16 protein-coding genes are annotated in these 16284 nt (G+C 65.8%); 10 read left to right on the top strand and 6 right to left on the bottom strand.

Going from position 1 to position 16284, the window contains the following annotated elements; translation table 11 throughout:
* Nucleotides 1-128: 128 nt before the first annotated feature.
* The 8 genes from RMR04_RS28015 (at nt 129) to RMR04_RS27980 (ending at nt 8051) form a co-directional block, all read left to right on the top strand.
* Nucleotides 129-1121: an ABC transporter permease gene (locus tag RMR04_RS28015; RefSeq protein WP_311911792.1), complete on the top strand. Its 993-nt coding sequence runs from the start codon at nt 129-131 to the stop codon at nt 1119-1121.
* Nucleotides 1111-2061 carry an ABC transporter permease gene (locus tag RMR04_RS28010; protein WP_410492164.1) on the top strand — a complete coding sequence of 317 codons (951 nt, stop codon included), beginning with the start codon at nt 1111-1113 and terminating at the stop codon, nt 2059-2061. Before RMR04_RS28015 ends, RMR04_RS28010 begins: the two co-directional genes overlap by 11 nt.
* Before the next feature lie 40 nt (nt 2062-2101).
* The gene (locus RMR04_RS28005) at nt 2102-3298 is read left to right on the top strand and encodes an amidohydrolase family protein (RefSeq protein WP_311911791.1); all 1197 of its coding nucleotides are present in this window, start codon (nt 2102-2104) and stop codon (nt 3296-3298) included.
* On the top strand, nt 3295-4800 hold the full coding sequence (locus RMR04_RS28000; protein WP_311911790.1) for an amidohydrolase family protein: 1506 nt from the start codon (nt 3295-3297) through the stop codon (nt 4798-4800). Before RMR04_RS28005 ends, RMR04_RS28000 begins: the two co-directional genes overlap by 4 nt.
* Entirely contained in the window at nt 4797-5783 is a 987-nt protein-coding gene (locus RMR04_RS27995; RefSeq protein WP_311911789.1) for an ABC transporter ATP-binding protein, read from the top strand. Before RMR04_RS28000 ends, RMR04_RS27995 begins: the two co-directional genes overlap by 4 nt.
* Nucleotides 5776-6744 carry an ABC transporter ATP-binding protein gene (locus RMR04_RS27990; protein ID WP_311911788.1) on the top strand — a complete coding sequence of 323 codons (969 nt, stop codon included), beginning with the start codon at nt 5776-5778 and terminating at the stop codon, nt 6742-6744. The genes RMR04_RS27995 and RMR04_RS27990 overlap by 8 nt, the downstream gene beginning before the upstream one ends.
* A 163-nt stretch (nt 6745-6907) precedes the next feature.
* Nucleotides 6908-7651, top strand: coding sequence for a transporter substrate-binding domain-containing protein (locus tag RMR04_RS27985; RefSeq protein ID WP_311911787.1), 744 nt, complete (start codon nt 6908-6910; stop codon nt 7649-7651).
* Nucleotides 7652-7709: 58 nt separating this feature from the next.
* A complete protein-coding gene (locus RMR04_RS27980) occupies nt 7710-8051 on the top strand; it encodes a DHCW motif cupin fold protein (protein WP_069689482.1) in 342 nt (113 codons plus the stop codon).
* Between the two features lie 6 nt (nt 8052-8057).
* Here the strand turns inward: RMR04_RS27980 and RMR04_RS27975 are convergent, their stop codons facing one another.
* The 6 genes from RMR04_RS27975 to RMR04_RS27950 form a co-directional block, all read right to left on the bottom strand.
* Nucleotides 8058-9185 (bottom strand): enolase C-terminal domain-like protein, encoded by a 1128-nt coding sequence (locus RMR04_RS27975; protein WP_311911786.1) that lies wholly within the window; start codon nt 9183-9185, stop codon nt 8058-8060.
* Nucleotides 9182-9937: an SDR family NAD(P)-dependent oxidoreductase gene (locus RMR04_RS27970; protein WP_311911785.1), complete on the bottom strand. Its 756-nt coding sequence runs from the start codon at nt 9935-9937 to the stop codon at nt 9182-9184. The genes RMR04_RS27975 and RMR04_RS27970 overlap by 4 nt, the downstream gene beginning before the upstream one ends.
* On the bottom strand, nt 9937-10749 hold the full coding sequence (locus RMR04_RS27965) for an amino acid ABC transporter ATP-binding protein (RefSeq protein ID WP_311911784.1): 813 nt from the start codon (nt 10747-10749) through the stop codon (nt 9937-9939). Before RMR04_RS27965 ends, RMR04_RS27970 begins: the two co-directional genes overlap by 1 nt.
* Before the next feature lie 9 nt (nt 10750-10758).
* Nucleotides 10759-11421, bottom strand: a complete 663-nt coding sequence (locus tag RMR04_RS27960) for an amino acid ABC transporter permease (protein ID WP_311911783.1) — start codon at nt 11419-11421, stop codon at nt 10759-10761.
* Nucleotides 11422-11546: 125 nt separating this feature from the next.
* Nucleotides 11547-12401 carry a transporter substrate-binding domain-containing protein gene (locus tag RMR04_RS27955; RefSeq protein ID WP_310158829.1) on the bottom strand — a complete coding sequence of 285 codons (855 nt, stop codon included), beginning with the start codon at nt 12399-12401 and terminating at the stop codon, nt 11547-11549.
* A gap of 203 nt (nt 12402-12604) precedes the next feature.
* Nucleotides 12605-13510 (bottom strand): LysR family transcriptional regulator, encoded by a 906-nt coding sequence (locus tag RMR04_RS27950; protein WP_311911782.1) that lies wholly within the window; start codon nt 13508-13510, stop codon nt 12605-12607.
* Nucleotides 13511-13611: 101 nt separating this feature from the next.
* Here RMR04_RS27950 and RMR04_RS27945 point away from each other — a divergent pair, with 101 nt between their 5' ends.
* Nucleotides 13612-15042 carry an aldehyde dehydrogenase family protein gene (locus RMR04_RS27945; protein ID WP_311911781.1) on the top strand — a complete coding sequence of 477 codons (1431 nt, stop codon included), beginning with the start codon at nt 13612-13614 and terminating at the stop codon, nt 15040-15042.
* A 192-nt stretch (nt 15043-15234) separates the two neighbouring features.
* Entirely contained in the window at nt 15235-16245 is a 1011-nt protein-coding gene (locus RMR04_RS27940) for an ABC transporter ATP-binding protein (protein WP_410492163.1), read from the top strand.
* Nucleotides 16246-16284 lie beyond the last annotated feature (39 nt).

The following is a 16284-nucleotide window of genomic DNA, read 5'->3' as shown; positions in this document are numbered from 1 at the left end:
CCATCTCGGAAACCAGCATTTTCTTGTCCTGAGATTCTCGGGTCTGTGCGGAGTTTATCCTTGGGCCGATCGTAGATCGGACCCGAGGGCTACGCCCGAGAATGACGGCGGCAGAACAGGACCATCCGATGCCGGCCTTCCTCTTCAAGCGCCTCCTGAACGCGGCCGGCGTCATGCTCGCGGTCGCCTTCCTAGCCTTCCTGATCTTCCGCTTTGTCGGCGATCCCGTCGAACTGATGCTGAACGAGCAGGCGAGCCAGGCGCAGCGCGACGAATTGCGGATCAGGCTCGGGCTCGACAAGGGCTTCGTCCTGCAGTTCGCAACCTTCGTCGGCAATGCGTTGCACGGTGATTTCGGCATCTCCTACCGCAACCAGCAGGAGGTCTTCACGCTGATCTCCGAGCGCTTCCCCGCGACCTTCGAGCTGGTGCTGGTGGCGACGTTTCTCTCGCTCGCGGTTGGGATTCCGCTCGGCGTCTACACCGCCATCAAGCGCGACAGCTGGCTCGCCAAAGTCCTGCAATTCGTCTCGGTGCTCGGCGTCTCGCTGCCGAGCTTCGCGCTCGGCATCCTGTTCATCCTGCTGTTTTCGGTGACGCTGCAATGGCTGCCGGCCTTTGGGCGTGGCCAGGTCGTGCAGATCGGCTGGTGGAGCACGGGCTTCCTCACGCCGTCTGGCCGGTTGGCGCTGATCCTGCCGGGCATCACGCTCTCGCTCTTCCAGATCACGCTGGTGATGCGACTGGTCCGGGCCGAGATGCTGGAGACGATGCGCACCGACTTCATCCGCTTCGCCCGGGCGCGCGGGCTGACGCTGCGCGCCGTCCACTTCCGCCACGCCTTGCGCAATTGCCTGATGCCGGTGATCACCGTGACGGGCCTGCAGATCGGCAATCTGATCGCCTTCGCGCTGGTCACGGAGACGGTGTTCCAGTGGCCGGGCATGGGCCTGCTCTTCGTCCAGGCGGTGACATTCGTCGATATCCCGGTGATGGCGGCCTATCTGATCGTGGTCTCCTTCATCTTCGTCTCGCTGAACACGCTGGTCGACCTGCTCTACGCCTATGTCGATCCGCGCCTGCGCGAGGATGCGATCTCGGGAGCCGCCAATGCCCGCTGATCCCGCAAAGGCCATGGATGCCGCGAAGCCCGGCCGGCTGCGCCGCTTCCTCGACAGCGATATCGGCTGGAGCTTCCGGCGCACGCCGGCTGCCTGGCTCTCGGCGATCGTGCTCGTCCTGCTGATCGCCACGGCGCTGCTGGCCCCGTTGATCGCAGTCCAGAACCCGTATGACCTCTCGCAGATCTTCATCGACAAGGCCGAGATCCCGCCGATCTGGGCCAGGGACGGTGAGTGGCCCTTCCTGCTCGGCACCGATCCGCAGGGGCGCGACGTGCTCTCGGCCATCCTCTACGGCACGCGCGTCTCGCTGATCATCGGGATCGCCGCCGTCATTGTCTCGATGGCGCTCGGCGTCAGCATCGGACTGGTCTCCGGCTATTATGGCGGGCGCATCGACAATCTGCTGATGCGGCTCGGCGATACCGTGCTCTCGATCCCGACGCTGCTGATGGCGATCCTGGTCAGCGCGATCTTCCGTGAATTGCTGCCGCCGGCGCTGCGCGAGCCCTTCGCCGCCGTCGTGCTCGTCGTCTCGATTTCGCTGACCAACTGGGTGCAATATGCCCGCACGGTCCGCGCCTCGACCATGGTCGAGCGTCGCAAGGAATATGTGCTCGCCGCGCGCATCATCAAGGTCGCGGCGACACGCATCATGGCCCGCCATATCCTGCCCAACACGCTCACGCCCGTGATGGTGGCGGCGACGCTGAATCTTGGCCTCGCCATCCTGTCGGAGGCGACGCTGTCCTTTCTGGGCGTCGGCATGCCGATCACCCAGCCTTCGCTGGGCACGCTGATCCGCATCGGCAACCAGTATCTCTTCTCCGGCTCCTGGTGGCTGGTCGTCTTCCCCTCGCTCCAGCTCGGATTGATCGTGCTCTCGGTCAACTTGCTCGGCGATTGGCTGCGCGATGCGCTGAACCCGAAACTCCGCTGACAAGAACTCCGCTGACAAGACAAGACGAGGAACGCCTGCGATGACCGCCTCACTCCTTCTGCGCAATGTCCGTCCCTATGCCGGCGCCACCACCGATATCCTGATTGAGAATGGCCGCATCAGCCGGGTCGCGCAGGGTATCGAGGCCCCTGCCGGTGTGCCGGTCGAGGACGGCCGCGGCGAGATCGTCATCCCCGGCCTCATCGAGGCGCATACCCATCTCGACAAGAGCCTCTGGGGCCTGCCCTGGTACAAGAACGAAGTCGGACCCAAGCTCCTCGACAAGATCGACAACGAGCGCGAGAACAAGAAGCGCCTGAACATCGACCCCTATCGCCAGTCGGCCCGGCAGAGCATCCAGTCCTCGCTGATGGGCTCGACCCATATCCGCAGCCATGTCGATGTCGACACGCAGCATGGCCTATGGGGTGTCGAGGGCGTGATGCGCACCCGCGACGAGTATCGCGACATTGTGGACATCGAGCTCGTCGCCTTCCCGCAATCGGGCCTGCTGCGCCGGCCAGGCACGCTGGAGCTGATGGACCAGGCGATGAAGGCCGGCTGCGAGATCGTCGGCGGGCTCGACCCTTGCGCCATCGACCGCGATCCCAAGGGCCATCTCGATGCCGTTTTCGCGCTCTGCCAAAAATACGGCAAGCCGCTCGACATCCACCTGCACGAGCCCGGCGAAATGGGGCTGTTCTCCTTCGACCTGATCGTCGAGCGGACGCGTGCACTTGGCATGAAAGGCAAGGTCACGGTCAGCCACGCCTTCTGTCTCGGTGTCGATGCCGCGCTGGTCGATCCGCTGATCGCGCAGCTCGCCGAGCTCGACATCGCCATCATGACGACGGCGCCCGCCAGCCGCCCGGCTCCGCCGGTGCGCAAGCTGATTGAGGCCGGTGTGCGCGTCTGCTCCGGCAATGACGGCATCCGCGACACCTGGGGGCCCTATGGCAATGCCGACATGCTGGAGCGCGCCATGTTCGTCGGCCTGCGCAATAATTTCCGCCGCGACGACGAATTGCGCATGGCGCTGGACGTCTGCACCAGCGAGGGCGCCAAGGTGATGGAAATCGAAGGCTACGGGCTGACTGAGGGCAGCATTGCCGATGTCGTGATCCTGCCGGGCGAGACCCTTGCCGAAGCGATCGTGACGCGCTCGCCCAAGCGCCGTGTCGTCAAGCGCGGCAAGGTCGTTGCGCGCGACGGCGTCTCGATCAGGACCGCGCCGTGAGCTTGCGCGCCGCCAAACGCCCGGAAGGGCACATCCTCCTGACCGCGCGCTGGCTCGTCGGCCACGCACAAGGGCGGCATCGCCTCTATGAGAATGGCGAGATCGTCTTCGAGGATGGCGAAGTCGTCTTCATCGGCCATGGTTTTCCGGGCGAGGTCGCGCGCCGCATCGACTACGGCAATGCGCTGATCGGGCCGGGCTTCGTCGATTGCGACGCGCTCTCGGACCTCGACACCACGATCCTGGCCTATGACAACCAGCCGGCCTGGAAGAAGGGGCGCGTCTGGCCGCGCTCCTATCTCGAAGCCGGCCCCTACGAGATGTATTCGCGCGAGGAGCTGGCCTTCCAGAAGAAGCACGCCTTCGCCACGCTGATCCGCAACGGCATCACCACCGCGCTGCCGATCGCCTCATTGTTCTACCGCGCCTGGGGCGAGACGCCCGAGGAGTTCCAGGATGCGGCGGAAGCGGCCGTCGGGCTTGGCCTGCGCGCCTATCTCGGCCCGGCCTATCGCACCGGCAATCAGCTGGTCGAGGCTGATGGCCGCGTCACCACGCATTACGATGAAGCCCGGGGCCTGGCGGAACTCGACGCCGCGATCGATTTCTGCGAGCGCAATGAAGGCGCGGCCGGCGGGCTGATCCGCACCATGCTGGCGCCCGACCGGATCGAGACCTCGACAGCCGAGCTGCTGCGTCGCACGGCTGCGGCCGGGCGCGCCTTGAAGGTGCCGGTGCGCCTGCATTGCTGCCAGTCGAAGATCGAGTACGACCTCGTTCTGGCCCAGCATGGCATGAGCCCGCCGGAATGGCTGCAGAGCCTCGGCTTCCTCGACCAGCGTTCGCTCTTGCCGCACGGCACCTATGTCTCGGGCAGCCGCCATATCGACCGTCCCGGCCGCGACCTCGAGATCATTCGCGATGCAGGCGCCACGATTGTGCATTGTCCGCTGGTCTCAGGCCGGCACGGCCACGCCATCGACCATTTCGGCCGTTATCGCGAGATGGGCGTGAGGCTCGCCATGGGCACGGATACGAGCCCGCCCGACATGATCATGAACCTGCAGGTCGGCATGATCCTGGCCCGCACCACGGCCGGCAGCGTCCATGCGGTGCGCAGCGAGGATTATTACGACGCAGCCACGATCGGCGGGGCCGAGGCGCTGGGCCGCCCCGATCTCGGCCGGCTCCAGCCCGGCGCGCGCGCCGACATCACCGTCTTCGATCTCGACCGCCCGCATCTCGGCCAGGTCATCGACCCCATCCAGACCATGCTGCTCGCCGGTCATGGCCGCGATTTCGCGACCGTGATCATCGACGGACGCTTCGTGATGGAGGAGCGCGTGATCCCGGGCGTCGACGAGGCGGCGGACAAGCTGCGTGCCCAGGAGCAGTTCGAGGGCGTGATGGCGCGCTATCCGCAGCGCACACATGGCAATCCACCGATGAGCGAGATCTTCTCCTCGAGCTATCCGGTCGAGCGCGCGGGAGGGGCAACATGAGCGCCGTCGCTTCGCCGCTGCTCTCGGTGCGCGACCTGCGCATCGTCTTCGATGGCCGACATGGCCCGTTGACGGCGCTCGATGGCGTTTCCTTCGACATCGCGCCCGGCGAAATCCTCGGCGTGGTCGGAGAATCCGGCGCCGGCAAATCCCTGACTGGAACGGCGGTGATCGGCCTGCTCGATCCGCCGGGACGCATCAGCGGCGGCTCGATCCATCTCGACGGGCAGCGTATCGACAATCTCCCGCCCGAGCCGATGCGCAAGCTGCGCGGCCGCCGGATCGGCGCGATCTTCCAGGATCCGCTGACCTCGCTGCATCCGCTGCTGACGGTGGGCGACCAGCTTGTCGAGACGATCCTGACGCATCTCCCGGTCGGCAAGGCGCAGGCGCGCAAGCGCGCGCTCGATCTCCTGAAGGAGGTCGGCATCCCAGCGGCAGAGGCGCGCATCGACCAGTATCCGCACCAGTTTTCCGGCGGCATGCGCCAGCGCGTGGTGATTGCGCTTGCGCTCTGCGCCGAGCCGAAGCTGATCATCGCCGACGAGCCGACCACGGCGCTCGACGTTTCGATCCAGGCGCAGATCACCACGCTGCTGAAGCGCCTTTGCCGCGAGCACGGCACCGCGATCATGCTGGTGACGCATGATATGGGCGTCATCGCCGAGACGGCTGATCGGGTCGCCGTGATGTATGCCGGGCGCATCGTCGAGATCGGCCCGGTCGCGGAGGTCACGCGCCGGCCGCATCATCCCTATACCGCCGGTCTGATGGCCTCGATCCCGAGCGTCCACACCCGCAATGCGGTACTCAACCAGATCGACGGCGCGATGCCGCGTCTGAATGCCATTCCGGAAGGTTGTTCCTTCAATCCCCGCTGCGGGTTCGCAACCGGGTTCTGCCGCGAGCATAAGCCCGGCTTGCCGGTCTCGGCCCATGCCGCCGCCTGCCATTTCCCGCTGATGGAGCCGGCACATGCGTGAAAGCGGCCCCATCCTCACCGTCTCCAGCGCCTCCTGCCGCTTCGACGTCTCGGCGCCTGCACTGTCGCGCCTGCTGACGCGCGAGCCGCGCCGCATCCTGCGCGCGGTCGAGACCGTCTCCTTCACGGTCGAGCGCGGTACGACCTTCAGCATCGTTGGCGAATCCGGCTGCGGGAAATCGACGCTGGCGCGCATGGTGGTAGGCCTGCAGCGGCCGACCGAAGGCGCGCTGCATTTCTCCGATATCACGCGCCTCGACGGCACGATCGGCCCGCCGCGCGTGCAGATGATCTTTCAGGACCCTTACGCGTCGCTGAACCCGCGCTGGCGCGTCGGCGACATCATTGCCGAGCCGATCCGCGAGTTGAAGCTGCGCCCGGACGATGCCTCCACCATGCAGCGCGTCGGCGATCTCTTGGAGATCGTCGGCCTGTCGCGTGCCGACGCGTCCCGCTATCCGCATGCCTTCTCCGGCGGCCAGCGCCAGCGCATCTCGATTGCGCGAGCACTAGCGACCGAGGCCGATTTCCTGGTCTGCGACGAACCGACCTCGGCGCTCGACGTTTCCGTACAGGCGCAGATCCTCAACCTGATGGTCAAACTCCAGAAGGAGTTCGGGCTGACCTATCTCTTCATCAGCCACAATCTCTCGGTCGTGCGCCACATGTCGGACCAGCTCGCGATCATGTATCTCGGACGCTTCGTCGAGACGGGGCCGGCAGACGAGGTCTTCGGCAATCCGCGCCATCCCTATACGCGGCTGCTGCTCGAGACGATTCCCGATGTCGAGAAGCCCAATCGCGCGCGCCGGCCTATGTCGGGCGAGGTCCCGAGCCCGATCGCGCCGCCGCCCGGCTGCGCCTTCCATCCGCGCTGCGCCATGGCGGCCGATATCTGCCGGATCGAACGGCCCCCCTTGCGGGCCATGGCGGCTGGCGCGCTGGCTTGCCATTTCGGCTGATTGCAGCGTTCTGAGGCGACGCTCATAGCCGGGATGCGCGCCAGGCAGCTGCGCGCGCCGTCGGATATCGTGTAGTCCGTAGTCTGGCAGTGCGGCATTTTGCGCGGCATTCGCGCAAGGCTCTGTCACGACGCAAGGCTCGGTCACGATAAAGGACGCCGCCATGTCATTTCGCCCCGATATCGGCACGATGCCGGACGCGTTGCGCGAGCGTCTGGCGCCCGGTGGCGTGCTGCGCGCCGGCATCAACCTGTCGAATTTCCTGCTGGTGTCGAGCCGCACGCCGGATGGCGGCCCCGTCGGCGTCTCACCCGACATGGCCCTCGCGATCGCCGATACGCTCGGTGTCGCGCTGCGTTATGTGACCTATGAATCGCCGGGCCTGCTGGCCGATGCCGCAGGGCGCGATGAATGGGATATCGGCCTGATCGGGGCCGAGCCGCAGCGCGCGGAGGTGATCAGCTTCACGCCGGCCTATGCCGCGATCGAGGCGACCTATCTCGTCCCGGTGGGATCGCGTTTCCAGAGCCCGCTAGAGGTCGATGCGGCAGGCGTCCGGATCGCCGTCACCGGCCGCACCGCCTATGGGCTCTGGCTCGACCGCAATATCGTCCATGCAGAGCTGGTGCGCTCGACGACGATGGACGAGGCGCTGGCGGATTTCAGCGACAAGAAGCTCGATGCGCTCGCAGGCTTGCGGCCTCGGCTCAACAGCGATGTGGCGCAAGCACCCGGTACACGCATCCTCGATGGCCGGTTCATGGCGGTTCAGCAGGCGATCGGCGTCCCAAAGGCGACGAGCGATGCGGTCGCCTATCTCACGAAATTCGTCGAGGCCGCCAGAAGCTTAGGCTTCGTCGCCGATCTCATCCGCAAGCATGGCGTCGAAGGTCTCAGCGTGGCCTGAGTCTTGCCGCACCTGCCTCTGCCGCATCCGCCTTCAACCTGAAGCGAAAGCCACTCCCATGAAGATGTCCGAGATCGCCTTTTCCACGGTCGACTGGTCGCAGGTCGAGCCGACCCGCCATGCCGGCGAGGAGGGCGAGGCGACCTGGCGCACGCGCTTCTTCGGGCCGCAGGACAATCAGATCCGCGTCCGCATCGTCGAGTATTCGCCGGGCTATGTCGCCGACCATTGGTGCAGCAAGGGCCACGTCATCCTCTGCCTCGAAGGCGAGCTGGAGACGACGCTGGAGGATGGCCGCGTCTCGGTGCTGACGCCGGGCATGAGCTATCAGGTCGCCGACGGTGCCGAAGCGCATCGCTCGCGCACGACGAAAGGCGCCAAGCTCTTCATCGTCGACTGATAGCGCTCAGCGCTCGGCCAGGATGCGCGCATTGGCCCGCACTGAAGCCTCGCTGACGCGGATGCCGAGCCCCGGCCCGTCCGGCACCACGACATGCCCGTTGCGGTTGGCGACGCGCTCCTCCAGCACGTCCTCGGTCAGGACGTGGTGGGGCATGTAGAATTCGCAGCCGAGCGAGATGCCCGGCGTCGCGGCGATGAGCTGCGTGCCGGCGGCAAGCCCGATGCCGCCCTCCCATAGCGTGCCGCCATAGCCCGGCAGCCCGGCCTGATCTGCGATCGCCATGATGGCCTGCGCCTTGAGGAGGCCGCCTGCCTTCATCAGCTTGACCGAGATCGCGTTCGCGGCCTTGAGGCGGATCACCTCGTTGAGATCGCGGGCGTCGAAACAGCTTTCATCAGCCAGGATCGGCGTGTCCAACGCCGCCACGAAGGCGGCCATCGCGTCGAGATTGTCGCGCGGAACCGGCTGCTCGATGAAGGTCGGTGCGAACGCGTCGACATCGCGCAGGATCTTGATCGCGCCGAAAGGCTGCAGCGCCTGATTATAGTCGAGCCTGAGGTCGATCGCGTCGCCGAATTCGGAGCGCATCGCCTCGAGATGGGCGAGATCCTCCTTATGCGGCTTCACGCCGGTCTTGACCTTGTAGATCACGTTGCCGGCCGGGACCATGGCGCGCATCCGCTCGAGATCAGCGGCGAAATCCGGATCGGCGATCGAGAAGGAGAGCGGGATCGTGTCGCGCACCCGCCCGCCGAGCAGGTCGGCGACCGAAAGGCCCGCGGCCTTGCCGACGATGTCCAGCAGCGCCATCTCGATCGCGACCTTGGCCTCGGCATGGCCAACCAGCGCGCGGTCGAGCAGGGCCATGGTCTCGCGCACGCGCTTGACGGGGCGGTCCATCAGCACTGGGCGCAGATAGACGTCGATCGCCGCCAGCGCGGCTTCCGCCGTGCCCGTGAAGACCTCCCAGGGGGCGGCTTCGCCCCAGCCCACCACGCCGTCGCTTGCCGTCAACTCGACGAGGACGCGCTTGACCGTGCCCTTGACGTTGCCGACGCCCTGGAGCCGGGCCATCTTGATCGGGCTTTCGATGAAAAAGAGCCTGATCCGCTCGATGACAGCTCCGCTCATGCGAGCCCTCCATTGACGTGTATGATTTGGCCGGTGACGTAGGACGCAGCCGGCGAGGCGAGGAAGGCGATCATGGTCGCGACCTCCTCGGGCAGGCCGCGCCGCCCGAGCGGAATGATCGCTTCCATGCGGGCGATCGCCTCGAGACTGAGCTTGCTGCCACGTCCTTCGTCCTTGCGGATCAGCCCGGGTGCGACGGCGTTGACGGTGATGGCATCAGTGGCGAGTTCATGCGCCATCAGCTTCACCACCGTCTCCAGCGCGGCGCGGCTCACAGCCGTCGCGGCGAAGGGCTGGAGATCGGTGCGCAGGGCGTGGGCGACGAAGGACGAGGTGGCGACGATCCGGCCGCTGCCACTGGCCTTCAGCAGGGGGCGTGCCGCGCGGGCCATCCGCATGAGAGCGGCGACGGATTCGTCCATTGCCTGCCCGATCTCGCTTTCGGGCAGATCCATGATACCGGCCCTGCGGGCATGGCCGGCGACCGCAATCAGGCCGTCGAGCTTGCCAAAGCTGTCGGCTGCGAGCGCCACGATCTGGTCGCAGGTTGCCTTAGCAGCCATGTCGCCAAGGATGGTCTCGACCTTGGCTCCAGCCGTGCGCGCCGTCTCGGCGACCGCGTCGAGCCCGCTGCGATTGGTGCCGGTATGTATAATGAGGCCGATACCGGGCCCGGCCAGCAATTGCGCGGTTGCCCGGCCGATTCCGCTCGCCGCGCCGGTGACGAGATAGACACGATCGAGGCGGGGCATCACAGCGCCTTCTCAGTCGGAGCTTGAGCCGCGCCGCCGCGATGGAAATGGCCGAGGAAGGCCTGTGTCGCCGGCTCGCGCGGCGCGTCGATCACCTGCCGTGCCGGTCCTTCCTCGACGACCACGCCGTCGCGCATGAAGATGACGCGGTCTGCGACCTCGCGTGCGAAGGCGATCTCATGGGTGACGATCACCATCGTCATGCCTTCCGAGGCGAGCTTCTGCATCACGCCCAAAACCTCGCCAACGAGCTCGGGGTCGAGCGCCGAGGTCGCCTCGTCGAACAGCATCACCTCCGGCTCCATGGCGAGCGCGCGCGCAATGGCGACACGCTGCTTCTGCCCGCCCGACAGGCGGCTGGGATATTCATCGACCTTGTCGGCGAGCCCGACCTTGGCGAGCAGCGCCAGCGCCTGCTCGCGCGCCTGTGCCTTGGGCTTCCCACGGACGGTGACAGGCGCTTCCATGACGTTGCCGAGCGCCGTCATATGCGGAAACAGATTGAAGTGCTGGAACACCATGCCAGTGTTGGTGCGGAAGCGGGCGAGTTCCCTGGTCCTGGGTGGCTTGCTGCCGACACCGAAGGCGAAGCTGTCCTCTCCGACCCGAACGCGCCCGCCATCGGGCGTCACCAGCAGGTTGATGCAGCGCAGCAGGGTCGATTTGCCCGAGCCGGAGGGGCCGATCAGCGCCACTACGCTCCCGGTCGCGACCTTCAGGTTGATGTCCTTGAGGACGACGAGCTCGCCGAACTGCTTGCGCAGCGCGGCGACCTCGATCTTGGGCGTCTCGATCTCGGGTTTCGTGTCCATCGCCTGGCCTCAATCGCTGGTGGACAGCTTCTTCTCGCCTTGCCGCACGATGATCGTGAGCGGGAAGAGAAGCGCGAAATAGGCGATCGCGACCGCACTGTAGACCTCCAGCGGCCGGTAGCTGTCATGCGCCGCGATCTGGCCCTGATAGAGCAGATCCGGCACCGCCAGCACCGAGACCAGCGAGGTGTTCTTGAACTGGATGATCGACTGGTTCATCAGCGGCGGGATCATGCGCTTCAGCGCCTGGGGCAGGATGATCCGGCGCATCGACTGGAACGGGGTCATGCCGAGCGCGGCTGCGGCTTCCGGCTGGCCGGGGTCGATCGAGACGATGCCGCCGCGGATGATCTCGGCATAGAACGAGCCGCCATAGAGCGAAAGCGCCAGGATCGAGGCCGTGACGGCCGAGATCTCGATGCCGCTCAGGATCGGCAGGGCGTAATAGAACCAGACCAATTGCACCAGCACGGGCGTGCAGCGGAAGACCTCGATATAGGCGAGCGCGAGCCAGCGCAGCGGGGCGAAGGGAGAGAGTTTAGCAAGCGCTCCCACAAGCCCGATGAGCAGCCCGAGCACGACGATGGCGACGGTGAAGCCGACCGTGACCCACAAGCCGTTCAGGAACAGCCAGCGATAGCTCCAGAGCGAGCCGAAATCCCATTGATACATGGTAGGGCATCCATAGAGAGGGCCCGAGGGCATTGCTCCGGGCGGGATCGCCACGGAACGATGTCGGGCAACCCCGCCGGTCCACACAGGACAGGCGGGGCCATTGGCTAGATCGTGCTATGCCTTCAGAGCTGGACGCCGGCAGGCATGTCGGCTTCGGTGACGCCGACCGACTCCATGTTCTTGATGATCACGCTGCGGATCAGGCCGAGCCCGCGATTGAACTCGAGCCAGGTGTTGACATATTTGGGCCAGGTCTGGTCGGCCTCGCGGCGGAAGCCCGCGTTCGAGGTCGTGGCGAAGACGGGGGTCGGCACCACGAGCTCGCCGAGCGCCGGGTTCTTCTTGAGCATGGTCAGCGAGAGCATCATCACGATGCATTGCGCGTCGGCGCGGCCGGTCATGATGGCAGCAGCTGCGTCGTCGACGCTCTTGAAGCGCGAGATCTGCGCCTTCGAGCAGAGCCGTGTCGCGACCTGGTCCTGCGAGGAGCCGGCATCGACGGTGATCTTGAGGGCGGGGTTGTTGAAATCGTCCCAGGTCTTCTTGCCCAGGCCCTTCTTGGTGATCATCGTGAAGGCGTTGTTGAACACCGGCACCGAGAAATCGACCACCAGGGCGCGCTTGGGCGTCGGGTTGAGGCCGAAGAAGATGTCGATCTTGTTTGCCTGCAGGTCGAGGACGGAATTGCCCCAGGTCGTCTCGAGGATCTCGAGCTCGACTTCGAGCTCCTCGGCCAGCGCCTTCGACAGGTCGATATAGAAGCCGCCCCACTGACCGGTCGCGATATCCTTGTTGTAATAGGGGGCAGCTCCCGCCACCGCGCCGATGCGCAGCTTCTTGGTCCGGCGGATGCGTTCGAAGGCGGTCTCGCCTCCGGCTGCTGGCGCCTGGGCGGCAGCTGGCGAGACGATGCCGGCAGCCGCTATCCCGACGGCCGCGGCGCCAATGGCCGTGGCGATATCCCTGCGCGAAACCATGGTGATCCCCTCTTCCAGATAATCCGGTCGCTTACGGCCTGCTCGCCGCAGCGTCCGCTTTAGTCCGCCGGAAGACCGTCTTGATCAAGCGGCATTTTGCAAAGCGAGGCGAAACCTCGACTGCGGCCAGCTTAGCAAAATGGCGGCCAGTCCGGGGCTGAAGATGGTCGCCGGTTCCTGCTGCGCGGCCACATCGTGGATTTTCAACCAGGAGGATGTGCGCGCCTCTCCTTGATGAGATCGATCAGCGCACGAAGCCCCGCCGGAACATGGCGACGCCCCGGATAGTACAGGCACAGGCCGGGAAAGGGCGGCGTCCAGTCGTCGAGCACGCGCACAAGCCGCCCGGATGCGAGATCGGCGGCGACGCTCCATTCGCCGAGATAGCTCAGGCCGAATCCGGCGCGCGCTGCCTCCAGCATCAGGCCGTTCTCATCGAGCGTGAGGGGGCCCTGCACGTCGACGACGACTCGCTCTCCGCGACGTTCGAACTCCCAGCGCCAGATTGCGCCGCTTCCCATGCGGCTGCGAATGCAGCGATGCGCGAGGAGGTCGGCCGGCGAACGCGGCGGCGGGTTCTCAGTGAGATAGGCCGGCGACGCGACCACGACCATGCGCTGCTCCGGACCCAAAGGCACGGCGATCATGTCCCGCGGCAGTGCCTCGACCAGGCGGATGCCGGCGTCGAAGCCGTCGACCACGATGTCGATGAGCTTGTCCTCGGTGACGAGGTCGATCTTCATCTGCGGATAGCGGCGCAGATACTCGAACACGATCGGCTGCATGATCTGGCGCGCCGCGCCGACCGAGCTGTTGAGGCGCAGCGTGCCTATCGGTGTCTCGCGATGGCTGTTGGCGGCGTCGACGGCGTCGCGGATCTCGGCCAAGGCGGGTGAGATCCGATTGACGAGCTGTTCGCCGGCCGCCGTCAGCGAGACGCTGCGTGTCGTGCGGTTGAAGAGCCGCAAGGCCAGGCGTGCCTCGACCGCGGCGATGGCATGGCTGAGTGCGGAAGGCGACATGCCGAGCTCGGTCGCGGCGGCGCGAAAGCGGCCATGCCGCGCCAGGGCAATGACGGCCTCGAAATCGCTGAGGGCGCTTCGCGACATTGTTTTGATTCTCTCATGATGTCGTGCAAATTTATGCGGCTTATCCGATCAATCCTAGCCTCCTATCTCCATGCGGTCATCGCCGAACCCTGGAGAACTCCATGCGCATCATCGACACGGTCTATATCGACGGCGCCTTTGTCGCTCCGCATGGCGAGGAGCTGTTCGACCTGTTCAACCCTGCGACCGGCGCGGTCATCGGCCGCGTCCGCCTGGGCGATGTCGAGGATACGCAGCGCGCCATCGCCGCGGCCAAAGCGGCCTTTCCGGCGATGTCCCGCACCAGCAAGGCCGAGCGGATCGCCATGCTGAAGCGCCTGCACGAGGCGGTCATGGCCAGGCTCGACGCGATCACGCAGGCTACGATCGAGGAATATGGCGCGCCGGTTGCGCGGGCCTCCTGGGGCGCGAAATACGCCGCGCAGTCCTTTCTCGATGCCGCGAGCACGCTGGAGGATATCTCGCTGCTCCGCCGGATCGGCGCGGCCGAGGTGGTGATGGAGCCCGTCGGCGTCGTCGGATTGATCACGCCCTGGAACGCCAATGCCGGCTTTATCTGCAACAAGCTCGCAACCGCGATCGCGGCAGGCTGCACCGCCGTGATCAAGCCGAGCGAGATGAGCGCGATCCAGACGCAGGTCGTTTGCGAGGCCCTGCACGCGGCGGGATTGCCGCCCGGTGTCTTCAATATCGTCAATGGGCGCGGCGATATCGTTGGCGCGGAACTGAGCGCCCATCCCGATGTCGCCAAGATCTCCTTCACCGGCTCGACCGCCGTGGGCAAGGCGATCATGCGCGCCGGGGCCGAGACGATGAAGCGCGTGACGCTGGAGCTCGGCGGAAAGTCGCCGACGCTGATCCTCGACGATGCCGATCTTGCCACCGCCGTGCCGCTCGCGATCGCCGCCGGCTTCATCAATAGCGGGCAGGCCTGCATCGCCGGTACGCGCATTCTCGTGCCGCAAACCAGGCTTCAGGAGGTGGAGGCGTTGGCCCGGAAGGCGGTCGATGCGACCAAGGCCGGGGATCCGCGCGATCCGGCGACCGCGATCGGCCCGATGGTGAGCCAGCGACAATGGGAACGGGTGCAACGCTATATCCGCATCGGGTTGGAAGAGGGCGCGCGTCTGCTGATCGGTGGCGAAGGTAAGCCCGAAGGGCTCGAGGCCGGCTATTTCGTCAAACCGACGGTGTTCAGCGGCGTCCATAACGGCATGATCATCGCGCGCGAGGAGATCTTCGGGCCTGTGCTCTCGATCATCAGCTATCGCGACGAGGCGGAGGCGGTGGCGATCGCCAACGACACGGTTTACGGGCTCCAGGCCTGCGTCATCTCCGCCGATGTCGCGCGAGCGCGTGACGTCGCCTCGCGGCTCCAGGCCGGGCGCGTTCTGATCAATGGCTTGCATCACGAACCGCTGGCGCCATTTGGTGGGTTCAAGCAATCCGGGATCGGGCGCGAGCACGGCGCCTTCGGCCTTGAAGGCTATCTTGAGCCGAAAACGGTCTTGGGAGCGCAGGCCGTCGTCTGATCCTGCCGGCGATGGCCGCAAGGACAGACAAGCAGGTTGAACAGACGGGCCGCTCGACTGAATCGAGCGCGGCCCGTCATTCCATGGGCAAATGCCTAATGCGTAGGCATTTCAGGTCGTTCTTACCCGGCCACGGCCAATTCGGACCTCATCCTCTCCTCGTCCAGGCTTTGGCACGCCCCTTGTAGGGCCATGCCCAACCAGGAGGCAGGATTGCGCGGTTCCGATCTCGAACTCGTTCAGGTCACCAAGCGCTATGGCGCGACGATCGCCGTCGACGCGATCAATCTGCGCGTCAAGGCCGGCACCTATTGCTGCCTGCTTGGCCCCTCCGGCTGCGGCAAATCCTCGACCTTGCGGATGATCGCCGGCCATGAGGCAGTGAGCGAAGGCGACATCATCCTGGGCCCGACCAACGTCACCGATCTGCCGCCGGCCAGGCGCGGCACGGCGATGATGTTCCAGAGTTATGCGCTGTTTCCGCATCTCTCCTGCGTCGACAATGTCGCCTTCTCCTTGAAGATGCGTGGCGTCGCGAAGGCAGAGCGCCGGGCGGAGGCGATGCGCCTGCTCGAGCTCGTCGCGATGGAGCGCTATGCCGAGCGCCTGCCGGCGCAGCTTTCAGGCGGGCAGCAGCAGCGCGTCGCGCTCGCCCGCGCCCTGATCACCAAGCCGCAGATCCTGCTGCTCGACGAGCCGCTTTCGGCGCTCGATCCGTTCCTGCGCATCAAGATGCGCGCCGAATTGAAGAAGCTGCAGAAGGAGCTCGGCATCACCTTCATCCACGTCACCCATGGCGAGGACGAGGCGATGGCGCTGGCCGATCTGATGGTGGTGATGAACCAGGGCTTGATCGAGCAGGCGGGTACGCCGCGCGAGGTCTTCAATGCCCCGGCGACCGCCTTCATCGCCCGCTTCATCGGCGGCCACAACATCGTCGCCGATGCATCAGGCGTGATTGCGGTCCGCACCGACAAGCTGCGCCTGACCAAGGCCGTGAACGGCGCAGCCCGTACCGCGGTGGTCAGCGATGTCGAATATCAGGGCTCCTATGTCCAGATCGGCCTGGCGGCGGATTTCGCCACGGAACTGACCGCAAATCTGAGCGAAGCTGCTTTTGATGCCGAGCCGTTCAACCCCGGCGACACCGTCGCCGTGAGCTGGCGCGAGGCCGACATCCACCGGCTGGGTGCCGCCAGCTGACAACAAGATCGATGAGCAAGATCGATGAGGAGGAGAGAG

The sequence above is a fragment of the Bosea sp. 685 genome (assembly GCF_031884435.1).
In the GTDB taxonomy this organism is placed as follows: Bacteria; Pseudomonadota; Alphaproteobacteria; order Rhizobiales; family Beijerinckiaceae; genus Allobosea.
The sequence above is the reverse complement of the archived record's forward strand: the minus strand, read 5'-3'. Positions and strand labels throughout refer to the sequence as shown.